The sequence below is a fragment of the Flavobacterium sp. JAS genome (assembly GCF_020991455.1).
In the GTDB taxonomy this organism is placed as follows: domain Bacteria; phylum Bacteroidota; class Bacteroidia; order Flavobacteriales; family Flavobacteriaceae; genus Flavobacterium.
Genome location: NZ_JAJMOX010000001.1, coordinates 63,263 through 81,746 on the forward strand (window position 1 = coordinate 63,263; position 18,484 = coordinate 81,746).

15 protein-coding genes and 3 tRNA genes are annotated in these 18,484 nt (G+C 34.4%); 14 read left to right on the forward strand and 4 right to left on the reverse strand.

The window, feature by feature from the left end:
* Window positions 1–26: 26 nt before the first annotated feature.
* From LPB88_RS00260 to LPB88_RS00290, 7 genes are all read left to right on the forward strand, one after another.
* A tRNA-Asp gene (locus LPB88_RS00260) sits at window positions 27–100 on the forward strand.
* Window positions 101–666: 566 nt separating this feature from the next.
* Window positions 667–740 (forward strand) — tRNA-Asp (locus LPB88_RS00265).
* 175 nt (window positions 741–915) lie between these two features.
* Complete coding sequence (locus tag LPB88_RS00270; protein WP_230711803.1) at window positions 916–1,740, forward strand: AraC family transcriptional regulator; 825 nt, start codon at window positions 916–918, stop codon at window positions 1,738–1,740.
* Between the two features lie 409 nt (window positions 1,741–2,149).
* On the forward strand, window positions 2,150–3,460 hold the full coding sequence (locus tag LPB88_RS00275; RefSeq protein WP_230711805.1) for a TolC family protein: 1,311 nt from the start codon (window positions 2,150–2,152) through the stop codon (window positions 3,458–3,460).
* Between the two features lie 74 nt (window positions 3,461–3,534).
* The gene (locus LPB88_RS00280) at window positions 3,535–4,587 is read left to right on the forward strand and encodes an HlyD family secretion protein (protein WP_230711807.1); all 1,053 of its coding nucleotides are present in this window, start codon (window positions 3,535–3,537) and stop codon (window positions 4,585–4,587) included.
* Between the two features lies 1 nt (window position 4,588).
* Window positions 4,589–6,172, forward strand: coding sequence for an MFS transporter (locus LPB88_RS00285; protein ID WP_230711809.1), 1,584 nt, complete (start codon window positions 4,589–4,591; stop codon window positions 6,170–6,172).
* A gap of 219 nt (window positions 6,173–6,391) precedes the next feature.
* Complete coding sequence (locus LPB88_RS00290) at window positions 6,392–7,051, forward strand: HAD family phosphatase (RefSeq protein ID WP_230711811.1); 660 nt, start codon at window positions 6,392–6,394, stop codon at window positions 7,049–7,051.
* Between the two features lie 406 nt (window positions 7,052–7,457).
* Here LPB88_RS00290 and LPB88_RS00295 read toward each other — a convergent pair whose 3' ends face one another.
* A complete protein-coding gene (locus LPB88_RS00295) occupies window positions 7,458–7,814 on the reverse strand; it encodes a hypothetical protein (protein WP_230711813.1) in 357 nt (118 codons plus the stop codon).
* Between the two features lie 225 nt (window positions 7,815–8,039).
* Window positions 8,040–8,121, reverse strand: a tRNA-Leu gene (locus LPB88_RS00300).
* Between the two features lie 108 nt (window positions 8,122–8,229).
* On the opposite strand from LPB88_RS00300, the gene LPB88_RS00305 reads away from it, so the two are divergent.
* From LPB88_RS00305 to LPB88_RS00325, 5 genes are all read left to right on the forward strand, one after another.
* Complete coding sequence (locus tag LPB88_RS00305) at window positions 8,230–9,618, forward strand: dipeptidase (protein WP_230711815.1); 1,389 nt, start codon at window positions 8,230–8,232, stop codon at window positions 9,616–9,618.
* A gap of 557 nt (window positions 9,619–10,175) precedes the next feature.
* Window positions 10,176–10,598: a hypothetical protein gene (locus tag LPB88_RS00310; RefSeq protein ID WP_230711816.1), complete on the forward strand. Its 423-nt coding sequence runs from the start codon at window positions 10,176–10,178 to the stop codon at window positions 10,596–10,598.
* A gap of 19 nt (window positions 10,599–10,617) precedes the next feature.
* Window positions 10,618–11,580 (forward strand): DUF6624 domain-containing protein, encoded by a 963-nt coding sequence (locus LPB88_RS00315; RefSeq protein WP_230711817.1) that lies wholly within the window; start codon window positions 10,618–10,620, stop codon window positions 11,578–11,580.
* A gap of 143 nt (window positions 11,581–11,723) precedes the next feature.
* The gene (locus LPB88_RS00320; protein WP_099710456.1) at window positions 11,724–12,095 is read left to right on the forward strand and encodes a BlaI/MecI/CopY family transcriptional regulator; all 372 of its coding nucleotides are present in this window, start codon (window positions 11,724–11,726) and stop codon (window positions 12,093–12,095) included.
* Window positions 12,092–13,318, forward strand: a complete 1,227-nt coding sequence (locus LPB88_RS00325; protein WP_230711818.1) for a M56 family metallopeptidase — start codon at window positions 12,092–12,094, stop codon at window positions 13,316–13,318. The genes LPB88_RS00320 and LPB88_RS00325 overlap by 4 nt, the downstream gene beginning before the upstream one ends.
* 81 nt (window positions 13,319–13,399) lie before the next feature.
* Here the strand turns inward: LPB88_RS00325 and LPB88_RS00330 are convergent, their stop codons facing one another.
* The gene (locus tag LPB88_RS00330) at window positions 13,400–14,764 is read right to left on the reverse strand and encodes a saccharopine dehydrogenase family protein (RefSeq protein ID WP_230711819.1); all 1,365 of its coding nucleotides are present in this window, start codon (window positions 14,762–14,764) and stop codon (window positions 13,400–13,402) included.
* Window positions 14,765–14,959: 195 nt separating this feature from the next.
* On the opposite strand from LPB88_RS00330, the gene LPB88_RS00335 reads away from it, so the two are divergent.
* Window positions 14,960–15,346, forward strand: a complete 387-nt coding sequence (locus tag LPB88_RS00335) for a DUF423 domain-containing protein (RefSeq protein WP_230711820.1) — start codon at window positions 14,960–14,962, stop codon at window positions 15,344–15,346.
* A 300-nt stretch (window positions 15,347–15,646) separates the two neighbouring features.
* Complete coding sequence (gene pckA / locus LPB88_RS00340) at window positions 15,647–17,251, forward strand: phosphoenolpyruvate carboxykinase (ATP) (protein WP_230711821.1); 1,605 nt, start codon at window positions 15,647–15,649, stop codon at window positions 17,249–17,251.
* Between the two features lie 117 nt (window positions 17,252–17,368).
* On the opposite strand, the gene LPB88_RS00345 is transcribed toward pckA, so the two are convergent.
* Window positions 17,369–18,424 (reverse strand): phytase, encoded by a 1,056-nt coding sequence (locus LPB88_RS00345; protein ID WP_230711822.1) that lies wholly within the window; start codon window positions 18,422–18,424, stop codon window positions 17,369–17,371.
* Between the last annotated feature and the right edge of the window lie 60 nt (window positions 18,425–18,484).

Genomic DNA, 18,484 nt, shown 5'->3' on the forward strand with positions numbered 1-18,484 from the left:
TATCTTTGCAACCGCAATAACGCAGAGGTTTGGTAGTTCAGTTGGTTAGAATACATGCCTGTCACGCATGGGGTCGCGGGTTCGAGTCCCGTCCAGACCGCAATATTGGGAAAAGCCTTTCTGTTAAGAAAGGCTTTTTTGCCCAAAAACGGTATCTAAGATTAGTTGTGTTGTTTGCTACGACTTTGTAACTCGTAGCTGGTTTAGTAGTTAGACCAATGAAAAGCTTTCCACTTTTGTGGATGGCTTTTTTGATTTAGGACACTTTTGATTTAACCGCAAAGAGCGCTAAGATTTACGCAAAGTTCGCAAAGTTTTTTTTAAGCTTTGCGGACTTTTTGTTTTTACTTATATTTTTTAACCGAAAAGGTCACAAAGATTTTACTTTATATTAGGTTGAGAAAATACAAAGTTCACAAAGTTGGTTCAATACACAGCTTTGTGAACTTTGCGTTTTTAGAACTAATTATGCATACAAACTTTGCGAACTTTGCGGTTAAATTCGACTTTTTAGCTTTTTATATCTGGAATTTGGTCCCGAAGCGTCGGGATTTAGGTTTGGAATTTATTTAAAATCAGTTCGTTAAAAATATTTCAATTTTTATTCGCAAAAACCCTTGCAGAATCCAACTTCTGTTGTATTTTTGCACTCACAATAACGCAGTTGGTTTGGTAGTTCAGTTGGTTAGAATACATGCCTGTCACGCATGGGGTCGCGGGTTCGAGTCCCGTCCAGACCGCAATATTGGAAGAAGCCTTTCTTAACGGAAAGGCTTTTTTATTTTGAACAGTGTACAAATAAATCCCAATCTTTTTAAATTCCAAATTCCAATAGTGTTATATATCTTATTGGAATTTGGAATTTTTTTATTTGAAATTTAAATTTCCTTATATTTATATATCATTATTACTTAAATGGAGGAACAATTCAATAATAAAATTGAGAAGTATTACATTAAAAAAGTTGATGCTGATAAAAAGAGTATTTATTGTCATCATGATTTAATGGGAGAATTGTTTGTTACCACACACAAACATGATAAAGCACAATTACTGTATGCTGAAGGCGATGTTGTTTTTGTGACTACTGAAACCAAAACTTATTTTTTACCTGCTCGACATTTGATATGGCTTCCGGCCGGAGTTGAACACAGTATCCATCCCAAGTCTGAGAATGTAATGATGCGAAATCTGTATTTTCCGGTAGAAAAAGACGAAGATGCTTTTTATCAAAACGAAGGTATTTATCCCGTGAATAATTTACTGCTTCAAATGATGCTTTTCACCAATCAATGGAATGGCGATTTAAAGAAAGGTTCTCCAAACTTTGTGATTGCAAAAGCGATTAAAGCGATTCTTCCGCAAATATGTCTGAGTAATTTACCTTTAGAATTGCCACAGCCAAAAGATGTGCGTTTGAGTAAAATCTTACGTCATGTTGAAAATAATCTTGGAGAAACAATTTTGTTTTCAGAAGTTGCGCATGAATTTGGTTATAGCGAACGCTCTTTGTATCGCTTATTTCAGAAAGATCTCGGAATGTCATTTATTCAATATTATACTATTCGTAGAATTCTAAAAGCAATCGAACTTCTGCTTGACAGAAAACTTTCGGTCAAAGAAGTGGCGCAGGAGGTAGGTTATAGTAGTGTGCCGACATTTAGTAATACATTCTTCAAAATCCTCGGTCAACGTCCTTCCGATTACTTAAATGGAGAAGATGTTTTGAGAAAAAAGTAAAAAATATTTGCCCACAGATTATACTGATTTAGCGGATACACGCAGATTTTTTAATTATCTGTATAATCATGTTTTGATTTTTTTAATGTGCATAAAATGAAAAATTATTTCTCTCGAAAATTTTGCAGATCAAGCAGATAATTAACTTTAAATAAAAAAAATCTGCCGAATCTGCAAAATCTGCGAGAAAACTTTTTTAAGTGATTGTTTTTTAATGTTTTGTTTATCGGTATTTTAATATAACGTTTTTGGAAAATACAATTTTAACATTTGTCCGAAATGAATATGTTATTGACTTTTTAGAATTATCAGTCACAAAAAAAATGCAGGAACTTTGCAGTATCAAAATATTTATACATTCATGTTCCTTAAAATAACAAATTCTACAGAAGATTGTTTTCTCAAAATTGTGTTGCTATTTTTAATTGTATTGACATTTAATAGTTTACAAGCACAGGAAATTCATTCGGTTTCTTTGAACGAAGCGGTGAAACTGGCTAAAGAAAACAACAAAAAAATCCTTAGATCTCAATTAGAGATTACACTTTCTGAGCAAAACATCAAAGAAAGAAAAGAACTCCGTTTGCCGGAAATCGAGTTAAACGGCGAATACTCCAGAATTACCAATATTACGGAATTCAAAGGAAACGGTTTCCTAAATGGTAAAGAAGTGACAAAGGCAATTCCGGAGATTTATCAGGTAAATTCCACTCTTAAAATGCCAATTTATGCTGGAAACAAGATCAATAACGCCATTAAAATTGCCAATCAGGAAAATGAAATTGCCAAAATAAAAACCGAAAAGACCGAGAATGATATCGAGCTCGAAGTGGTGGCTAATTATCTGGCGATTTATAAAATGATGGAACTTCAAAAGATTTTTGAAGAAAATATCAAAGAAGAAAAAAGCCGATTGAAAGAAGTTCAGTCACTTCAAAAACACGGAACCGTTACCAAAAACGAAGTTATCAGAGCCGAATTACAACTTTCAGACCGTGAATTAAACTCATTGACGAATTCTAAAAATATTAAAATCGCATTGCACGATTTGAAGACTTTGATTCAGCTTCCGGAAAACGAAGAAATGGCGATTGATACTACGGCTAATATCGATGAAATGAATAGTCTTGATCCATATGATTTTTATCTAAACAAAGCTTTTCAGAATGAAGAAATGCGAATAGCAAGCCAGGAATTAAATATCAAAAAAACAGAACTGAAATTGGCGAAAGCAAATTATCTGCCAACGGTAAACTTCTTTGGGAATTATGGTTTTTATTATCCAAACTACAAATTTTTCCCTCCAAATCCGTACTTGTATACTTTAGGGCAAATAGGTATTGAAGCGCATTTTGATATTTCGGCTTTGTATAAAAATAAGGTAAAAGTACAACAAGCTACGACACAAATCGAATGGCAGAAAATGCAATCTGAAATTACAAAAGATGAAATTCAGGACAAGCTGTTTAAAGAACATACACAATATCAGGAAATCCTTGAAAAATTTGTAGTTGTAGATAAGGCTTTGGATTTGGCCAATGAAAATTACCGAATCGTAAAATTAAAATACCTTAACCAATTGGTTTTAATAACTGAAATGGTCGATGCTGATAATGCTTTGTTACAGGCAAAATACAATAAGATTTCTACTCGATTGGACGCGATTCTAAAACATTATGAGTTGCTGCACACCGCGGGGATAATGCCTGGTGAGATTTAGATTTTAGATGTTAGAAGAAAGAAGTTAGAGGCAAGAGTTAGAAGAAAGACAATAGAAAATAAGAAATAGAATTTATGGTAAAGATTAAAAATGAAACTAGAGCAAACAGATCGTTTCATATCATCATAACAATTATAGCTTGCGTATTAGTGGCAAGCGGAATCACTTTGGGAATTTGGTTTTATGTGTTTAGCAGAAACCACGAAGAAACAAATGACGCTCAGGTGGAACAATACGTAACGCCAATTATGTCCCGAATTACGGGTTATGTGCAGGAAGTTCGTTTTGAAGAAAATCAGTTTGTGCATAAAGGAGATACTTTGGTTGTGATTGATAATCGAGAATACAAGTCAAAATTGAATGTGGCTCTTGCCGATGTTCAAAGTGCGAAACAAAGCAGTGTTGTAGCCGAAAGAAATGTAGCAACAACAGCAAGTACAACAGTAATTGGAGAATCGCAATTGGCGGTGGCCAAAACCAATCTTTGGAAAACAAAATTAGAATACGATCGATACAAAGCTTTGGTAAAAGATGAAGCGGCAACATCGCAACAATTAGAAAAAGTAAAAGCAGATTACGAATCGGCGCAAGCGCATTTTCAGGAAATGCGAGATCGAATTCAATCTTCAAATTTAAGTACGTCTCAGGCGCAGGCAAATGTTCCTACAATGCAAACCAATATTGCGTCGAAACAAGCTGTTGCCGATAATGCGGCATTGTTTCTTTCGTACACTATAATTACCGCGCCTTATGACGGTTGGGTTGGAAAAAGAACTTTACAACCGGGACAAATGGTAAAAGAGGGACAATCGCTGCTCTCTATCGTAAGTAAAGAAAAATGGATTACGGCCAACTTTAAAGAAACACAATTGCAATATTTAACCGTTGGCCAGGAAGTTCGCATTCAGGCCGATGCTTTGAGCGATAAAGAATTTACAGGAATCGTAACGTCATTATCGCCTGCAAGTGGCGCACGATTTTCGTTATTGCCTCCGGATAATGCAACAGGAAACTTTGTAAAAATCGAACAAAGAATTCCCGTTAGAATTCAATTAAAAGAAATGGACAAACAAGCTGACTTTTTAAGAGCCGGAATGAATATCACCGTTATTGCCGAACACCAATAAAATGGAAGATAAAAGTATTTTTAAATCCTGGGTTCCCAATTGGGCGATCATCATTATCTTGTTTGTGTGTTTACTGCATTCGATGATTTTGTTGGGCGTTTACAGTTCGAATGTTACTTATGCGGCTAGTTTTCTAGATATCGAAGCCGAAGATTTGCAGTTTGCAATGTGCGTAACCTATGGAACTTTGCTGGCGACAATCTTGATAGAAAGTAGGTTTTCGAATTATTTCCCTGCAAAAACATATTTAATGGCGCTCTATGTTTTGATTGCCGTAACGATAATTGCTTCGGGATATGTGACCAATTTTGCAGTTTTTATTATGTTAAGAATCCTCGAAGGAATCTTAATGGCTTTGCCGGTAATGATTCTGAGACAATTACTAGTAGAACGTTTTAATTCTAAAAACGCCATTATTATTGGATTCTCATTCTATTATGGCTCACTTTTATTAGCGACGCCTTTTATCATGAACATTGCAGTTTGGTTTCTGGATCATTACGATTGGAAATACATGCTGTACGTTTCGGGAATGCTTCAGGTAATCAATGTCTTTTTGATTCTAATAACCTTTAACAGTCATAGAATCACGAAGAAAATACCGTTGTATCAAATCGATTATTTGAGTTATGTTTTGGTTTTAACCTCGATTATAACCGGAGCTTACTTTTTTGTTTATGCCGAAAGAAAATATTGGTTCGAATCTTCGCAATTGATTCTTTCTTTAATAATATGTTTCATTACAGGCGGATTATTTATTTTCAGACAATTACTGGTAAAACGACCAAGCTTTGATTTTAATGTTTTACGCTATGCAAATCTAAGAATTGGATTTCTGCTATTTTTTATTTTCTATATCTCAAGAGCAACTTTAAGTTTGTGTCATGCCGCGATGTTTACAATCTGGAATTGGGACCCATCGCGTGTCGCCGGAGTTCAATACATAAACGGACTCGGAAATGTAATCGGGCTGATTCTGGCTGCAATTTTCCTGATGAAATCCATGGCGACCAAATATATTTTTATGATAGGTTTCGCGCTTTTGGCAGTTTATCATTTTTGGTTTACGTTTCTTTTTGTGTCCGATGTTTCATTGTCTGATATCTTGATTCCGTATATTTTGCAAGGAATTGCGGTTGGTGTTTTATTTGTGCCTTTGGTTTTATTTACCGTTACGGCGGTTCCAGGAAAAATGATGACTTCCTCCGGAATTGTTGGCGTTTCGGGACGTTTCTGGGGGAGTACAATTGGTTTTTGTATCATGCAGAATGCGCAGGTATTTTTGAACAAAAAACACTTTCTAAAACTGAGTCAATTCGTAACAGGTGATAATCCGCAAGCGCAGGAAACAATCGCTAAAACGGCGCAGAGTTTCGCAGCAAAAGGATATTCGCTTGACGATTCAAATGCCTTGGCTTTAAAAAAAGTTTTTAGCTCCGTTGCAAAACAATCGACTTTGCTTTCTGATATGGAAATTTATACCGTTGTGGCATATTCGCTGTTGGTTTTAGTGGTTTTAATTGGTGTAAATCAACATTTAAAACAGACGGCAAATTTGTTTAAAAAGAAGATTTGGATAAGCTGATTTGGTCTGGTATTTTTTATTTAAAGCCCTTGATTAAAATGATTTTGGTTTCTCGCAGATTTAGCGGATTCTGCAGATAATTATTGCTTAAATGAATCTGCCAAATCTGCTAAATCTGCGAGAGAAAAATTTTTGCAAATCTCCGCGAAAAACCTTTGTGAATCTCTGTGGAATAACGCTTTATTGAAGTATCTTGCAATCGTTAAAACAAAATATAGAATGAAGCAGCAATGTGTTATTTTTGATATGGATGGCGTGATTTCTCACACGAATCCGCATCATGTAAAGGCTTTCGAGGCATTTTTCGATAAATATCAAGTTCCTTATACAAACGAAGAGTTTGAAGACCATATGTACGGAAAACATAATAGTTATATTATGACGCATTTCTTCAAGCGCCCAATTGCGGGAGAAGAACTTATAAAGCTAGAAGACGAAAAAGAAGCTTTGTTTCGGGAGATTTATAAAGACAAAGTCGATACGATTCCATATTATTTGGAGTTTTTAAGCGAATTGAAATCCCGAGGTTTTAAAACTGCTGTTGCAACTTCGGCACCGCGCGCGAATCTTGATTTGATTATAAGCGCCTTAAATATCGCTGACAAAATGGATTCTATGATGTCAAGCGAAGACGTAACGTTTCATAAACCAAATCCCGAAGTATATTTGGAATCGGCAAAACGTGTTGGAGTTTCTCCGTCCGATTGTGTGGTTTTCGAAGATTCTTTCTCGGGAATTACAGCGGGACTAAATGCAGGAATGAAAGTTGTTGGCGTTTTGAGTACACATACAAAAGAACAACTTCCGCCATGTAGTTTTTATATCAATGATTACAGCGACATTGATGTCGATAAGATTTTAGAATTATTAAACGGCTAAAATTTTAAACCATATAAGAAATATAAGTTCATTTAAATACGAGAGACCTTTGTCAAAGTTTTAAACTTTGACAAAGGTTTTTTTGCGAACAGTTTGTCATTTCGAGCGAAGGGAGAAATTCTAGCAAGTAACTCCGCAACGAGATTCCAATCTTTGTCGAGCTTCTCGCGAGGATTTCTCCCTTCGCTCGAAATGACAGACTAGAAGGGTTTACTTCATTTAATTAAACGAGCATAATTATGAATAGCCTCCTGCTTTAGCTGGAGGTTTTTTTATGTTTTGAAAGGAATGGCTTTAGCCGAATTTTGATTTTGTAAAGAGTTCCAAAGGAACGGATCATATTGTAGGGATGGATTTTAATCCGTCCTATGGGAGATTATTTGTTGTGTTTGATTCTTAGATTGAATTATGCTTCTAACTCCCACAATAATTTTATGGATAATACAATTGATAAAAAGCAAAAAATCCAAAATATAATTTGACCCGCAGCTCCTTTAAATTTAAGCCCTAAGATTTCAAGTTCAATTTTTCCGGATACATATTCAAGGACCAAAACAATAAATAGAGACACTATTGCCGCCATTGGAAGTCCAATAGCTGCGGCAAAATGTTTTTGAGCAATTGGCAGCCAAATTTGAGTATCATATCCTCTTTTTGCCATTATGAAAAAAACATAAATAGAAAATAAAGTTATTAGTGTTGCTGCGACCCATGCAAAGATGCCTACGATTTTCTTTTTATTATTATAATCTTCATTGTCCATATAAAGTTTTTAAAGATTTGAATTTTTTAAAGACATGTCTAGTTTGTTTAGATCCTCTTGAAAAAAAAGTTAATTTATTTGAAATCAGATGGGTATGTTTAGATGTGTTTCCCGAAATCAAATATAGAAAGAATTTTATAAATCAGAGAAAAGCTTTTTGGAGGCAAAAAATAAGAAATGCACTAAAAACAAAAAAGCTTCTGATTTCTCAGAAGCTTTTTTCAGTGCGGATAATAGGACTCGAACCTACACGCCTTGCGGCACCAGATCCTAAGTCTGGCATGTCTACCAATTTCACCATATCCGCTCAATTGTGGGTGCAAAGATAATCATAACTTCTACATTTCAAAACATTTTTGCAAAAAAATATTAATTCTCTTTTTTGTATTTTTGAATTTCTATAAAAATAATTTAAATGGAAAATATTAAGTCATACGTTCAACAACATAAAGATCGCTTTATCAATGAGTTGATCGAATTATTAAAAATTCCGTCGGTAAGTGCCGACACTGCATATTCGCAAGATGTTATTGATACTGCCGAGGCGGTAAAAGAAAGTTTATCAAAAGCAGGTTGCGATTTTGTCGAAATTTGCGATACTCCGGGCTATCCAATTATTTATGGAGAGAAAATAATCGACCCAAATTTACCTACAGTTCTTGTTTACGGACATTATGATGTTCAACCACCAGATCCAATCGAATTATGGACATCGCCACCATTCGAGCCTGTAATTAAAAAGACTGAAATTCATCCAGAAGGTGCAATTTTCGCCCGTGGAGCTTGTGACGACAAAGGCCAAATGTACATGCACGTAAAAGCGCTTGAATATATGGTGCAAACCAATAATTTGCCTTGTAACGTAAAATTCATGATCGAAGGCGAAGAAGAAGTAGGTTCAGCAAGTTTGGCTTGGTTTGTAGAACGCAATCAAGAAAAACTGAAAAATGACGTAATTCTAATTTCAGATACCGGAATGATCTCTAATCAACAACCATCGATCACGACAGGTTTACGTGGTTTGAGTTATGTTGAGGTTGAGGTTACAGGTCCAAACCGCGATTTGCATTCAGGATTATATGGTGGAGCAGTGGCGAACCCAATCAATGTTTTGGCAAAAATGATCGCTTCAATGCACGACGAAGACAATCATATTACCATTCCTGGTTTCTACGATAAAGTACAAGAATTATCTCTTGAAGAAAGAGCCGAAATGGCAAAAGCGCCTTTCAGCCTTGAAAAATATAAAAAGGCCTTAGATCTAAACGATGTTTACGGCGAAAAAGGATATGTAACCAACGAACGCAACTCGATTCGTCCAACATTAGACGTAAACGGAATATGGGGCGGATATCAAGGCGAAGGAGCAAAAACCGTTATTGCGAGCAAAGCATTTGCTAAAATCTCAATGCGTTTGGTTCCAAATCAGGATTGGCATGAAATCACAGAACTTTTCACTAAACATTTTCTAAGTATTGCACCGGCTGGAGTTACCGTAAAAGTAACGCCACATCATGGTGGACAAGGTTATGTAACGCCAATTGACAGTATTGGATATCAGGCAGCAAACAAAGCGTATACAGAGACTTTTGGAGTTCCTGCAATTCCGGTTCGCTCAGGCGGAAGTATCCCGATTGTAGCTTTATTCGAAAAAGAATTAAAAAGCAAAACAATCCTTATGGGCTTTGGTTTAGATTCTGATGCAATTCACTCGCCAAACGAACATTTCGGAATTTTTAATTACTTAAAAGGAATCGAAACTATTCCGTTGTTTTACAAATATTTTGTAGAGCTTTCTAAATAAGGTTTCGCTCTTTGTCAAAGTTTAAAACTTTGACAAAGATGAATCTGATAAATATACAATTCAAAATCCGTTTATTCTTTATAAGAGTAAGCGGATTTTTTTATGGACGTTCCCTTCGGTCGTCCCGATAGCTATCGGGATTCGGCTATATCTTTTATTCCGTTCTACTTCATAAAAGAATACCGCCTCTATCCCTAACGCGGAAGATAGGTTCAAAGTTGCAGAGGTTCAAAATGACAAAGGTTTTAGCATCAAAATTGAATAGTCTCTAGCTTCAGCTAGGGGATTTTTAGAGAAAAGGAATTGGCTTTAACCGAATTTTTTAATCTTCAAAACGTAATTATTTGGCTAAAGCCATTTTCTAACAACCCATTTCAAACCCCAGCTAAAGCTGGAGCCTATTCAAAAAACTTTTGCGTCTTAGCGCCTTCGTGGCAAAAGAAAACTTAGTGCCTCAGGAACTTAGGATCTCAGCACCTTTAAAAAAACTTGCATATTAAAAAATAACTTCTACATTTGTAGAGCAACATCTATAATTGTAGAGTTAAAATATTCAAATGAGACCACTTTTAATTTTATTGTTTTGCGCAATACTGTTTTCGGGATGCAAAAGCAAGCCCATCAATCAGAAAATTGACCGAAAAAAAGAAGGTGTTTGGATAGACGATTATACGCAAGACAGTGTCAGATACAAATCGTTTGAATATTATAAACACGATGAACCCGTAAAAAAGTGGAAATCTTACATTGGCGGAAAAATCTACAAAACGGAGAAATACAAAAACGGAATTTGTACGGTTACTTATTATTATGAAAACGGAAAAATAGAATCAAAAGGAAAAACGAAATTAGAAACCAATTCTGTACAAACGCACTGGTTTTATTTTGGAGATTGGAAATTCTACTCTGACAAAGGAAAATTAACCGAAATCAAGAAATACAACAACGGCGAATTGATTTCGGTACAAAAGATAAAATAATCCAAATAATATTAAATTTATGAAAAAACTAATTGCTTTCTTTATGGTAATAAATGTTGGTTTCCTACAAGCACAAACTTATAAGGAATTTGTTCAAAAAGGAGATTCTTGTTACCAAGCAAAAGATTATAAAACATCTGTTGGTTATTATGAGAAAGCTTTTAAAATAGAGCACAAAACCTCGGGAGATTTATACAATGGTGCGTGTTCTGCCGCTTTATTAAATGACAATAAAAAAGCATTGGACTGGTTAAATTTAGCAATTGATAATGGTTATGAGGGTATCGCACATTTGCAAATAGATAAAGATTTAGAATCTTTACACAGTAAAAAAGAATGGCAAGAATTAATTACTAAATTTCAAAAGAAATTAGAAATTTTAGAAGTGAATTATGATAAACCTTTGCAAAAAGAGCTTTTAGCAATTTACGCCGATGATCAGGGAATTCGCGGAGACTTTATGAAAGTTTATAAAGAGAAAGGTTCCGGAAGCAAAGAAGTTGATAGTCTTGGCAAAATCATGATGTACAAAGACAGTTTAAATTTAATTAAAGTTTCAAAAATACTCGATGAAAGAGGTTGGCTTGGAAAAGATGTTATAGGATCGCAGGCAAATCAAACCTTGTTTTTGGTGATTCAGCATTCGGATTTAAAAACGCAGCAAAAGTATATGCCAATGATGAAAGAAGCTGTGAAAAAGGGAAATGCAAAAGCAAGTTCTTTAGCCTTAATGGAAGACAGAGTTTCTTTGAGAGAAAGTCACAAGCAAATTTACGGAAGTCAGATTTCTATGATTCCGGGTGTCAAAGCTTTTGTTTTGCCGCTTGATGATCCTGATAATGTAGATAAAAGACGCGCAGAAGTAGGTTTGGGGCCAATAGCGGATTATGTAAAGAAATGGAATATCGTTTGGGATGTTGAAGCTTATAAAAAAGAACTCCCGGAACTGGAAAGAATTAGTCAACAAAAGAAAACGAAATAGCCCACGGATTTTAGAAAGATATTTAGAGGCAAGATTGTAGAAGCAAGATGCAAGATGTTAGATGGAAGACTTTAGAATTTACTTAATACGTGGCAAAAAAAACTTAGAACCTTAGTAACTCAGAACCTTAGAACCTAAAGAAAATGCAATTATCAAACTCAGAAGAACAGTTAATGGAGCATCTTTGGAAGCTTGAAAAAGCTTTTATGAAAGATTTGCTCGAAGCTTATCCGGAGCCAAAGCCGGCGACGACAACCGTTGCAACGCTTTTGAAACGAATGATCGACAAGAAATTTGTAGCATATAATGAATTCGGGAATTCTCGGGAATATTATCCGTTGGTCAAAAAAACAGCTTATTTCTCCAAACATGTAAACGGATTAATAAGTAGTTTTTTTAATAATTCGGCATCACAATTTGCTTCTTTTTTTACGACCGAAACTAATTTATCAACTTCGGAATTAGAAGAACTCAAGAAAATAATCGATTCAGAAATTCAAAAAAAGAAAAAATGATAAGCTATCTTTTAAAATCAGGAATACTGCTTTTGGTTTTTTATGCAGTGTATAAATTATGGTTAGAAAACGAAAAAATGTTTCGCTTTAATCGTGCTTACTTAATTGGAAGTTTGGTTTTTAGCTTGATTATTCCGCTGCAATTGTTCTCGATTGAACTTCCTTTTTCAGCAGAAATCAGTAAGATTCAACTGGACGGAATTGTAATTAGAGCCAATAAAGTAGTTGTTGACAAGATCGACTACAGCGAAATCATAATGTACATTTTAGGTGTAGTTTATGTGGTAATTGCACTTGTTTTGGTCTTTCGATTTGTGATGAATTTGTTTTCTTTTTATCAAAAAATGAGAAACAATAAAACTCAGCTTATTCACGATCATAAAGTGGTTTTGATAAAAGAAGCGATTTTGCCACATTCTTTCTGGAATGCTATTTTTATTAATGAAGAAGAGTTTCAAAACAATAAAATTCCACTGGAATTGCTAACGCACGAACAAGCGCATTTACAGCAAAAACATACTTTGGATATTCTATTTATCGAGATTTTGCAAATCATATTTTGGTTTAATCCGCTGATTATTTTTTACAAAAAAGCCATAAAACTAAATCACGAATTTCTGGCTGATGAAGCAGTAAATAAACAGTTTAATTCAGTTTCAACGTATCAAAATTTGTTGCTTGATATGGTTTTTAATAAAAGCAATGTTGGTTTAGCGAGTACAATTAATTATCAAATAACTAAAAAACGTTTTTTAATGATGACAAAAGAAAAATCTCCGGTAAAAAGTATGCTTAAAGTTTTGAGTGTTGGTGTCATTAGCAGCTTATTATTGTTTGTTTTTAGCACAAAAACTTCGGCACAAGAAGTGCTGAACAAAATTGGTGATCAGGAAAAAACCGATTATGTAACGATGGCAGAAATCGAAGTAAAACCTGAATTTCCGGGCGGAGTTATAGAATTTTATAAGTATGTAGGACAGAATTTTAAAATGCCGGATGAGGCTGCAAAGAACAAAATTGAAGGAAAAGCTTATATGCAGTTTATTGTCGAAAAAGATGGACGTTTGTCTAAAATTAAAGTCTTAAAAGATGCCGGATACGGAATTGGAGCCGAAGCAGTTCGTGTTTTGAAAAAATCTCCAAAATGGACACCGGGAACTATTAAAGGAAAACCGGTTAGAGTAATGTACAGTTTGCCAATATTGGTTCAGGCGGCATCATAACAAAAAAAATCCGCTTCTGGATTCCAGAAGCGGATAAATTAAAAACTAAAAAAAAATTCTAAAAAACAAACAAACCAGACCCTAGAACAAATCTGGATTGTAACCGAAATAAGGCATAATTTGTTCGTTAAAAACAACCCCATATTCTTCTAACTCCTTTAAAATTGGCTGATACACTTCCTCTTTTATCGGAAGTTGTACGCCCGGAGTTGTGATTTTTTTATTCAAAATCAATAATGTCGCCATCGCAACGGGTAATCCAACCGTTTTTGCCATTGCAGTATACGTTTGATCGTCGCCAATGCAAACCATTTTTGAGTCAATTTGTCTTTTCTCGCCATTGATTTCAAAACCAAACTTATGATACATTACAATCATATCTTTATCATTTGGTTCCAGAGTCCAACTGTCCGAAAGTATTTTTTCTAATATTTGAGCCGGAGTTGCATTAGGTAAATTCACTTTTTTGTCAGGATTAAACAAATCCAGTTCCAAAAGTTTATCCCACATAATATCGTCCTGATCAATTTTTAAGATCAATCTCGTTTTAATCTCTACAGAATCTGTTGGGTGATACGGTAAAAAAGAATTTACGAACTGGCGGTAGCTCATATTTTCAGAATCTTCCATGATATAACTATCATCTGTCATTCCTAATTGTATAAACATGTTCCAGGCTTTCGAGTAGCCAACTCTTCTAATGGTTCCTCTATATAAAGTCAGAATATCGTCTAAACCGTAAATCGATCTGTATTTAAGCGAATCGCGATTCGAATAAGCTTCAAATTTGCCATAATCTTCTACTTCAAGAAATTCGGTTCTGCGAAACAAAGCTCCGTAGGGAATATATTTGTAAGTTCCTTCCTGAATAAACTTTGCTGCACCGCCCTGACCAGCCAAAACAACGTTTCTAGGCGCCCAGGTAAATTTATAATTCCATAAATTATTATCCGATTCCGGAGCTACTAAACCACCACAAAACGATTCAAAAAGTAACATTTTACCACCTTTTACTCTAATTTCATCAATAACTTTCATGGCACTCATGTGGTCGATCCCGGGATCAAGACCAATTTCATTCATGAAAATCAAATTATTCTTCTTTGCTTCTTCATCCAGAGCTTGCATTGCATCACTTATATAAGATGCAGTAACAAGGTGTTTTTTAAATTCTAAACAATCTTTGGCAATTTCAATATGCAAATGTGCCGGCAACATCGAGATTACAATAGAAGCTTTTTCTATGGCTGCTTTTCTTTCTTCAGTATTAAAAATATCTAAAGCTATTGGAGTTGCATTTGGGTGTTTCTGTGTCTTTTTTTCGGCTAGAGCCAAAGATAAATCGGCTACTATAAGATGTAGATTTTCACTCTCAGATTTTGATAACAAATATCGTATTAACGATGATGCAGATCTGCCTGCTCCAATAATTAAAATGCTTCTCATGTTTTAAATTTATAACACAAATATATTAAAATGTTATATATGTAACAATTTTAATTTACTAAAAATGCATTATTTTTTATTTTGATGCTAAAATGTAGCGGATTTCCTTTTAATGAAAGATTTTTAAAAACTAAAAAGCTTTTTAAGTTCTATTGAAGTATTTTTGTTTTGAAAAAATTGAAAAGTATAGAAACTATGAAAAGAAGAATTGTTTTAACAGGAGCTTTTATCGGAATGTTAGCTATTATTCTAGGTGCTTTTGGGGCGCATTTATTAAAAAAGTATTTATCTGTCGAAGAACTAAATACTTTTGAAGTTGGAGTTCGTTACCAAATGTATCATGCTTTCTTTTTATTCTTTTTATCTACCAGAAAAGACATTGCCGAAAAAACCTTAAAAACAATCTATAACTTGGTTGTTGCCGGAGTACTTCTGTTTAGCGGTTCAATCTATTTACTGGCTACAAAAAACTTCACTTTGTTCGATTTTAAAATTATCGTATTCGCAACACCTTTAGGCGGTTTCTTATTAATTATTGCTTGGGCGCTATTATTTGTTACGATTTTGAGGAGAAAATCATAAAATCCAGAATAAAAAATTCTATCTAAAAATTAATCTTTAATTTTGTCTCATAAATAACATATAATCTTGTTTATGTGAGTTTATTTTGTTTTTTACTTTAATTAGTAAAAAATGTAACAAATTCATTTACTGGGTTATAAGAAAACAAATTAAAAGCAGTTATTTTTTTGTTTTATTAATTTTAAACATCAAATTTTACTTTATTAATATAAATTAAAGTGAAATTGAAATATTTTTAATGGTTTAACAATAAATCTATAATTTTGCTTTTTATTAAATATCACACACAACTAAAAATTTATGGACAGTCACACAGTTTTCACGCAATCGATTTCGCTAAATGATTTAGGAATTGAAAATGCAAAGGTTCGCTACCAATTATCTGCAGATGAATTGCATGCGGTTACTTTGCAATCAGGCCAAGGTGTTGAGAACTCTACAGGCGCATTGGCAATTAATACAGGCGAATTTACAGGACGTTCTCCTCAGGATCGTTTTATTGTAAAAGATAGTATCACCGAAGATAAGGTTTGGTGGGGAAATGTCAATATTCCGTTTTCATCAGAAGCTTTCGAAAAATTATACAATAAGGTAACTCAGTTTTTATCAAACAAAGAAGTTTTTGTACGTGATTCTTATGTTTGTTCTGATGCAAATTATAGATTAAATGTTCGCGTTGTTACAGAAACAGCTTGGTCAAATTTGTTTTGCTATAACATGTTTTTAAGACCTGAAGAATCTGAACTTGCAAACTTTACTCCGGAATGGACCGTAATTTGTGCTCCAAGTTTTATGGCAGATCCTGCTGTAGACGGAACACGTCAGTCTAATTTTGCTATCTTAGATTTTACTAAAAAAATTGCACTTATTGGAGGAACAGGTTATACTGGAGAAATGAAAAAAGGAATTTTTTCTGCTTTAAATTTCATTTTGCCGGTTTTCAAAAATACCTTACCAATGCACTGTAGTGCTAATGTTGGAGAAGCTGGAGATACTGCAATTTTCTTTGGATTATCAGGAACAGGAAAAACAACTTTATCAGCAGATCCGGAACGTAAGTTAATTGGAGATGATGAACACGGTTGGACTGCAGAAAATACTGTTTTCAACTTTGAAGGCGGATGCTATGCAAAAGTTATTAATTTAACGGAAGAAAACGAACCGGACATTTTTAGAGCAATCAAAAAAGGAGCTCTTTTAGAAAATGTGGTTTTCAAAGCAGGAACAAACGAAGTTGATTATGATGATGTTTCAATCACACAAAATACTCGTGTAAGTTATCCTATAACACATATTGATAATATTCAGCCAGGATCTATTGGACATAATCCTAAAAATATATTTTTCTTAACGGCAGATTCTTTCGGAATTTTGCCTCCAATCTCAAAATTAACTCCAGGTCAGGCTGCTTATTATTTTATTTCAGGATATACTGCAAAAGTAGCTGGAACAGAAGCTGGGGTAACAGAACCACAACCTAACTTTTCGGCTTGTTTTGGAGCGCCATTTATGCCGTTACACCCAACACGTTATGCAGAAATGTTAACCAAGAAAATGGAAGATGCTGGTGTAAAAGTTTGGTTGATCAACACAGGTTGGACAGGTGGACCTTATGGAACAGGAAGTCGTATGAAGTTGAAATACACTCGTGCAATGATTACCGCTGCATTAAAAGGAGAATTGGATACTGTAGCATTTAAAAATCATAAAGTATTTGGAATTGCACAACCAGAAAGTTGTCCTAACGTTCCAAATGAAATTCTTGATCCAAGAAATACTTGGGCAGATCCAGAATTATACGATAAAAAAGCAGTAGAATTGGCTCAAAAATTCAAAGCTAATTTTGCCAAATTTGAAGAATTTGCTAATGCCGAAATTTTGGCTGGCGCACCGATTACAGAATAAGGAAAGTTACTAATTCAAATTTAAAAAAGCTGTTCAGAGATGAACAGCTTTTTTGTTTTATTTCAAGTTTCAGGTTTCAGGTTCAAACAAAAACTTGAAACCTGAAACAAAAAATAACTATTTCTTAGCGTCAATACGCGCCTGAATCAAATCCCATGCATAATAATGAAACGTCATTCCGTTACTCATGGCTACAAAAAGACCGTTTTTAAAATTTCCGCCTAAGTTTATGCTAGTTACATCAGCTCCGTCACATTCAATAGTTGACGTTGGAATTTCTGCCAACAAAGGATAATTGTTTGGATTGCCTTTTGCACCTTCTCTAGGATAAACCATAAAAGTATTCGCTTGCTGATTTGATACTAAAATATATCCGGTAGAATCTGTTTTTTTGTAAATCGCGATTCCTTCATTATCAGCTTTAAAACCAGTTTTCCCGAATAAAGCAATTTCTTTATTATCATTTAAAGCAGGATCAGCTTTATATTTTCTAATTCCGAATTGTTCGTCGCAATATAAAACAGTTCCTAATTCGTTGTCAACCGCAATAGCTTCGATTTCTTTTTTCCCGCTATAAGCGCCAAATTTACGAACCACTTTTGCAGTAGCGAATATCCCATTTCCTGAAAGTTCATATTGCCATAAATAAGAACCAGAAGGCCCCGATTTTCTTCCCACAATAACAAAAATTTTATGATCGCTTGGTCTTGTGTACAAGGCAACTCCCATTGGATCACGTAATTCTTCGCCTTCAAAAACAGAGATTCCGCCGTTATCAATTGGTTTTAAATCAGGCAAACTAAAGATTCTTATTTTATTAGATTCACGTTCTGTAGTTACGGCAACATCAACTTTTTTTCCATCGATTAGTAAACCATAAGCGATATCAACATTGTTTGGACGTTTTAAAACCTCAGATTTTGCAACGATTTTTCCCTTTAAATCAAAAGCGTACAAACCACCTTCTGTATCTTTATCCGTTCCCACGATAATACTTTTAGACGAATCTGTTGGATGAATCCAAATTGAAGGATCGTCAGTATCATGGGGTAAAGCTTGAGTAACAACTGTTGGTTTTACAGCATTTGGAGCGATTGGAGCTAATTTATCGTCTTTACAAGCGATGAATAAAGTGCTCAAAAGTAAAAAAGCTATTATAGATTTATTTCTCATTAGGATTTCATTTGAATAGATTAGACAGAACTGCAAAGTCCTGTCTAATGTAAGAATTTT

What these genes read in the sequence shown, in the direction of transcription:
- LPB88_RS00270 (WP_230711803.1), top strand. Translation starts at nt 916, where the DNA reads ATGGAGGAACAATTCAATAATAAAATTGAGAAGTATTACATTAAAAAA.
- LPB88_RS00280 (WP_230711807.1), top strand. Translation starts at nt 3,535, where the DNA reads ATGGTAAAGATTAAAAATGAAACTAGAGCAAACAGATCGTTTCATATC.
- LPB88_RS00285 (WP_230711809.1), top strand. Translation starts at nt 4,589, where the DNA reads ATGGAAGATAAAAGTATTTTTAAATCCTGGGTTCCCAATTGGGCGATC.
- LPB88_RS00290 (WP_230711811.1), top strand. Translation starts at nt 6,392, where the DNA reads ATGAAGCAGCAATGTGTTATTTTTGATATGGATGGCGTGATTTCTCAC.
- LPB88_RS00295 (WP_230711813.1), bottom strand. Translation starts at nt 7,814, where the DNA reads ATGGACAATGAAGATTATAATAATAAAAAGAAAATCGTAGGCATCTTT.
- LPB88_RS00305 (WP_230711815.1), top strand. Translation starts at nt 8,230, where the DNA reads ATGGAAAATATTAAGTCATACGTTCAACAACATAAAGATCGCTTTATC.
- LPB88_RS00310 (WP_230711816.1), top strand. Translation starts at nt 10,176, where the DNA reads ATGAGACCACTTTTAATTTTATTGTTTTGCGCAATACTGTTTTCGGGA.
- LPB88_RS00315 (WP_230711817.1), top strand. Translation starts at nt 10,618, where the DNA reads ATGAAAAAACTAATTGCTTTCTTTATGGTAATAAATGTTGGTTTCCTA.
- LPB88_RS00320 (WP_099710456.1), top strand. Translation starts at nt 11,724, where the DNA reads ATGCAATTATCAAACTCAGAAGAACAGTTAATGGAGCATCTTTGGAAG.
- LPB88_RS00325 (WP_230711818.1), top strand. Translation starts at nt 12,092, where the DNA reads ATGATAAGCTATCTTTTAAAATCAGGAATACTGCTTTTGGTTTTTTAT.
- LPB88_RS00330 (WP_230711819.1), bottom strand. Translation starts at nt 14,764, where the DNA reads ATGAGAAGCATTTTAATTATTGGAGCAGGCAGATCTGCATCATCGTTA.
- LPB88_RS00335 (WP_230711820.1), top strand. Translation starts at nt 14,960, where the DNA reads ATGAAAAGAAGAATTGTTTTAACAGGAGCTTTTATCGGAATGTTAGCT.
- pckA (WP_230711821.1), top strand. Translation starts at nt 15,647, where the DNA reads ATGGACAGTCACACAGTTTTCACGCAATCGATTTCGCTAAATGATTTA.
- LPB88_RS00345 (WP_230711822.1), bottom strand. Translation starts at nt 18,424, where the DNA reads ATGAGAAATAAATCTATAATAGCTTTTTTACTTTTGAGCACTTTATTC.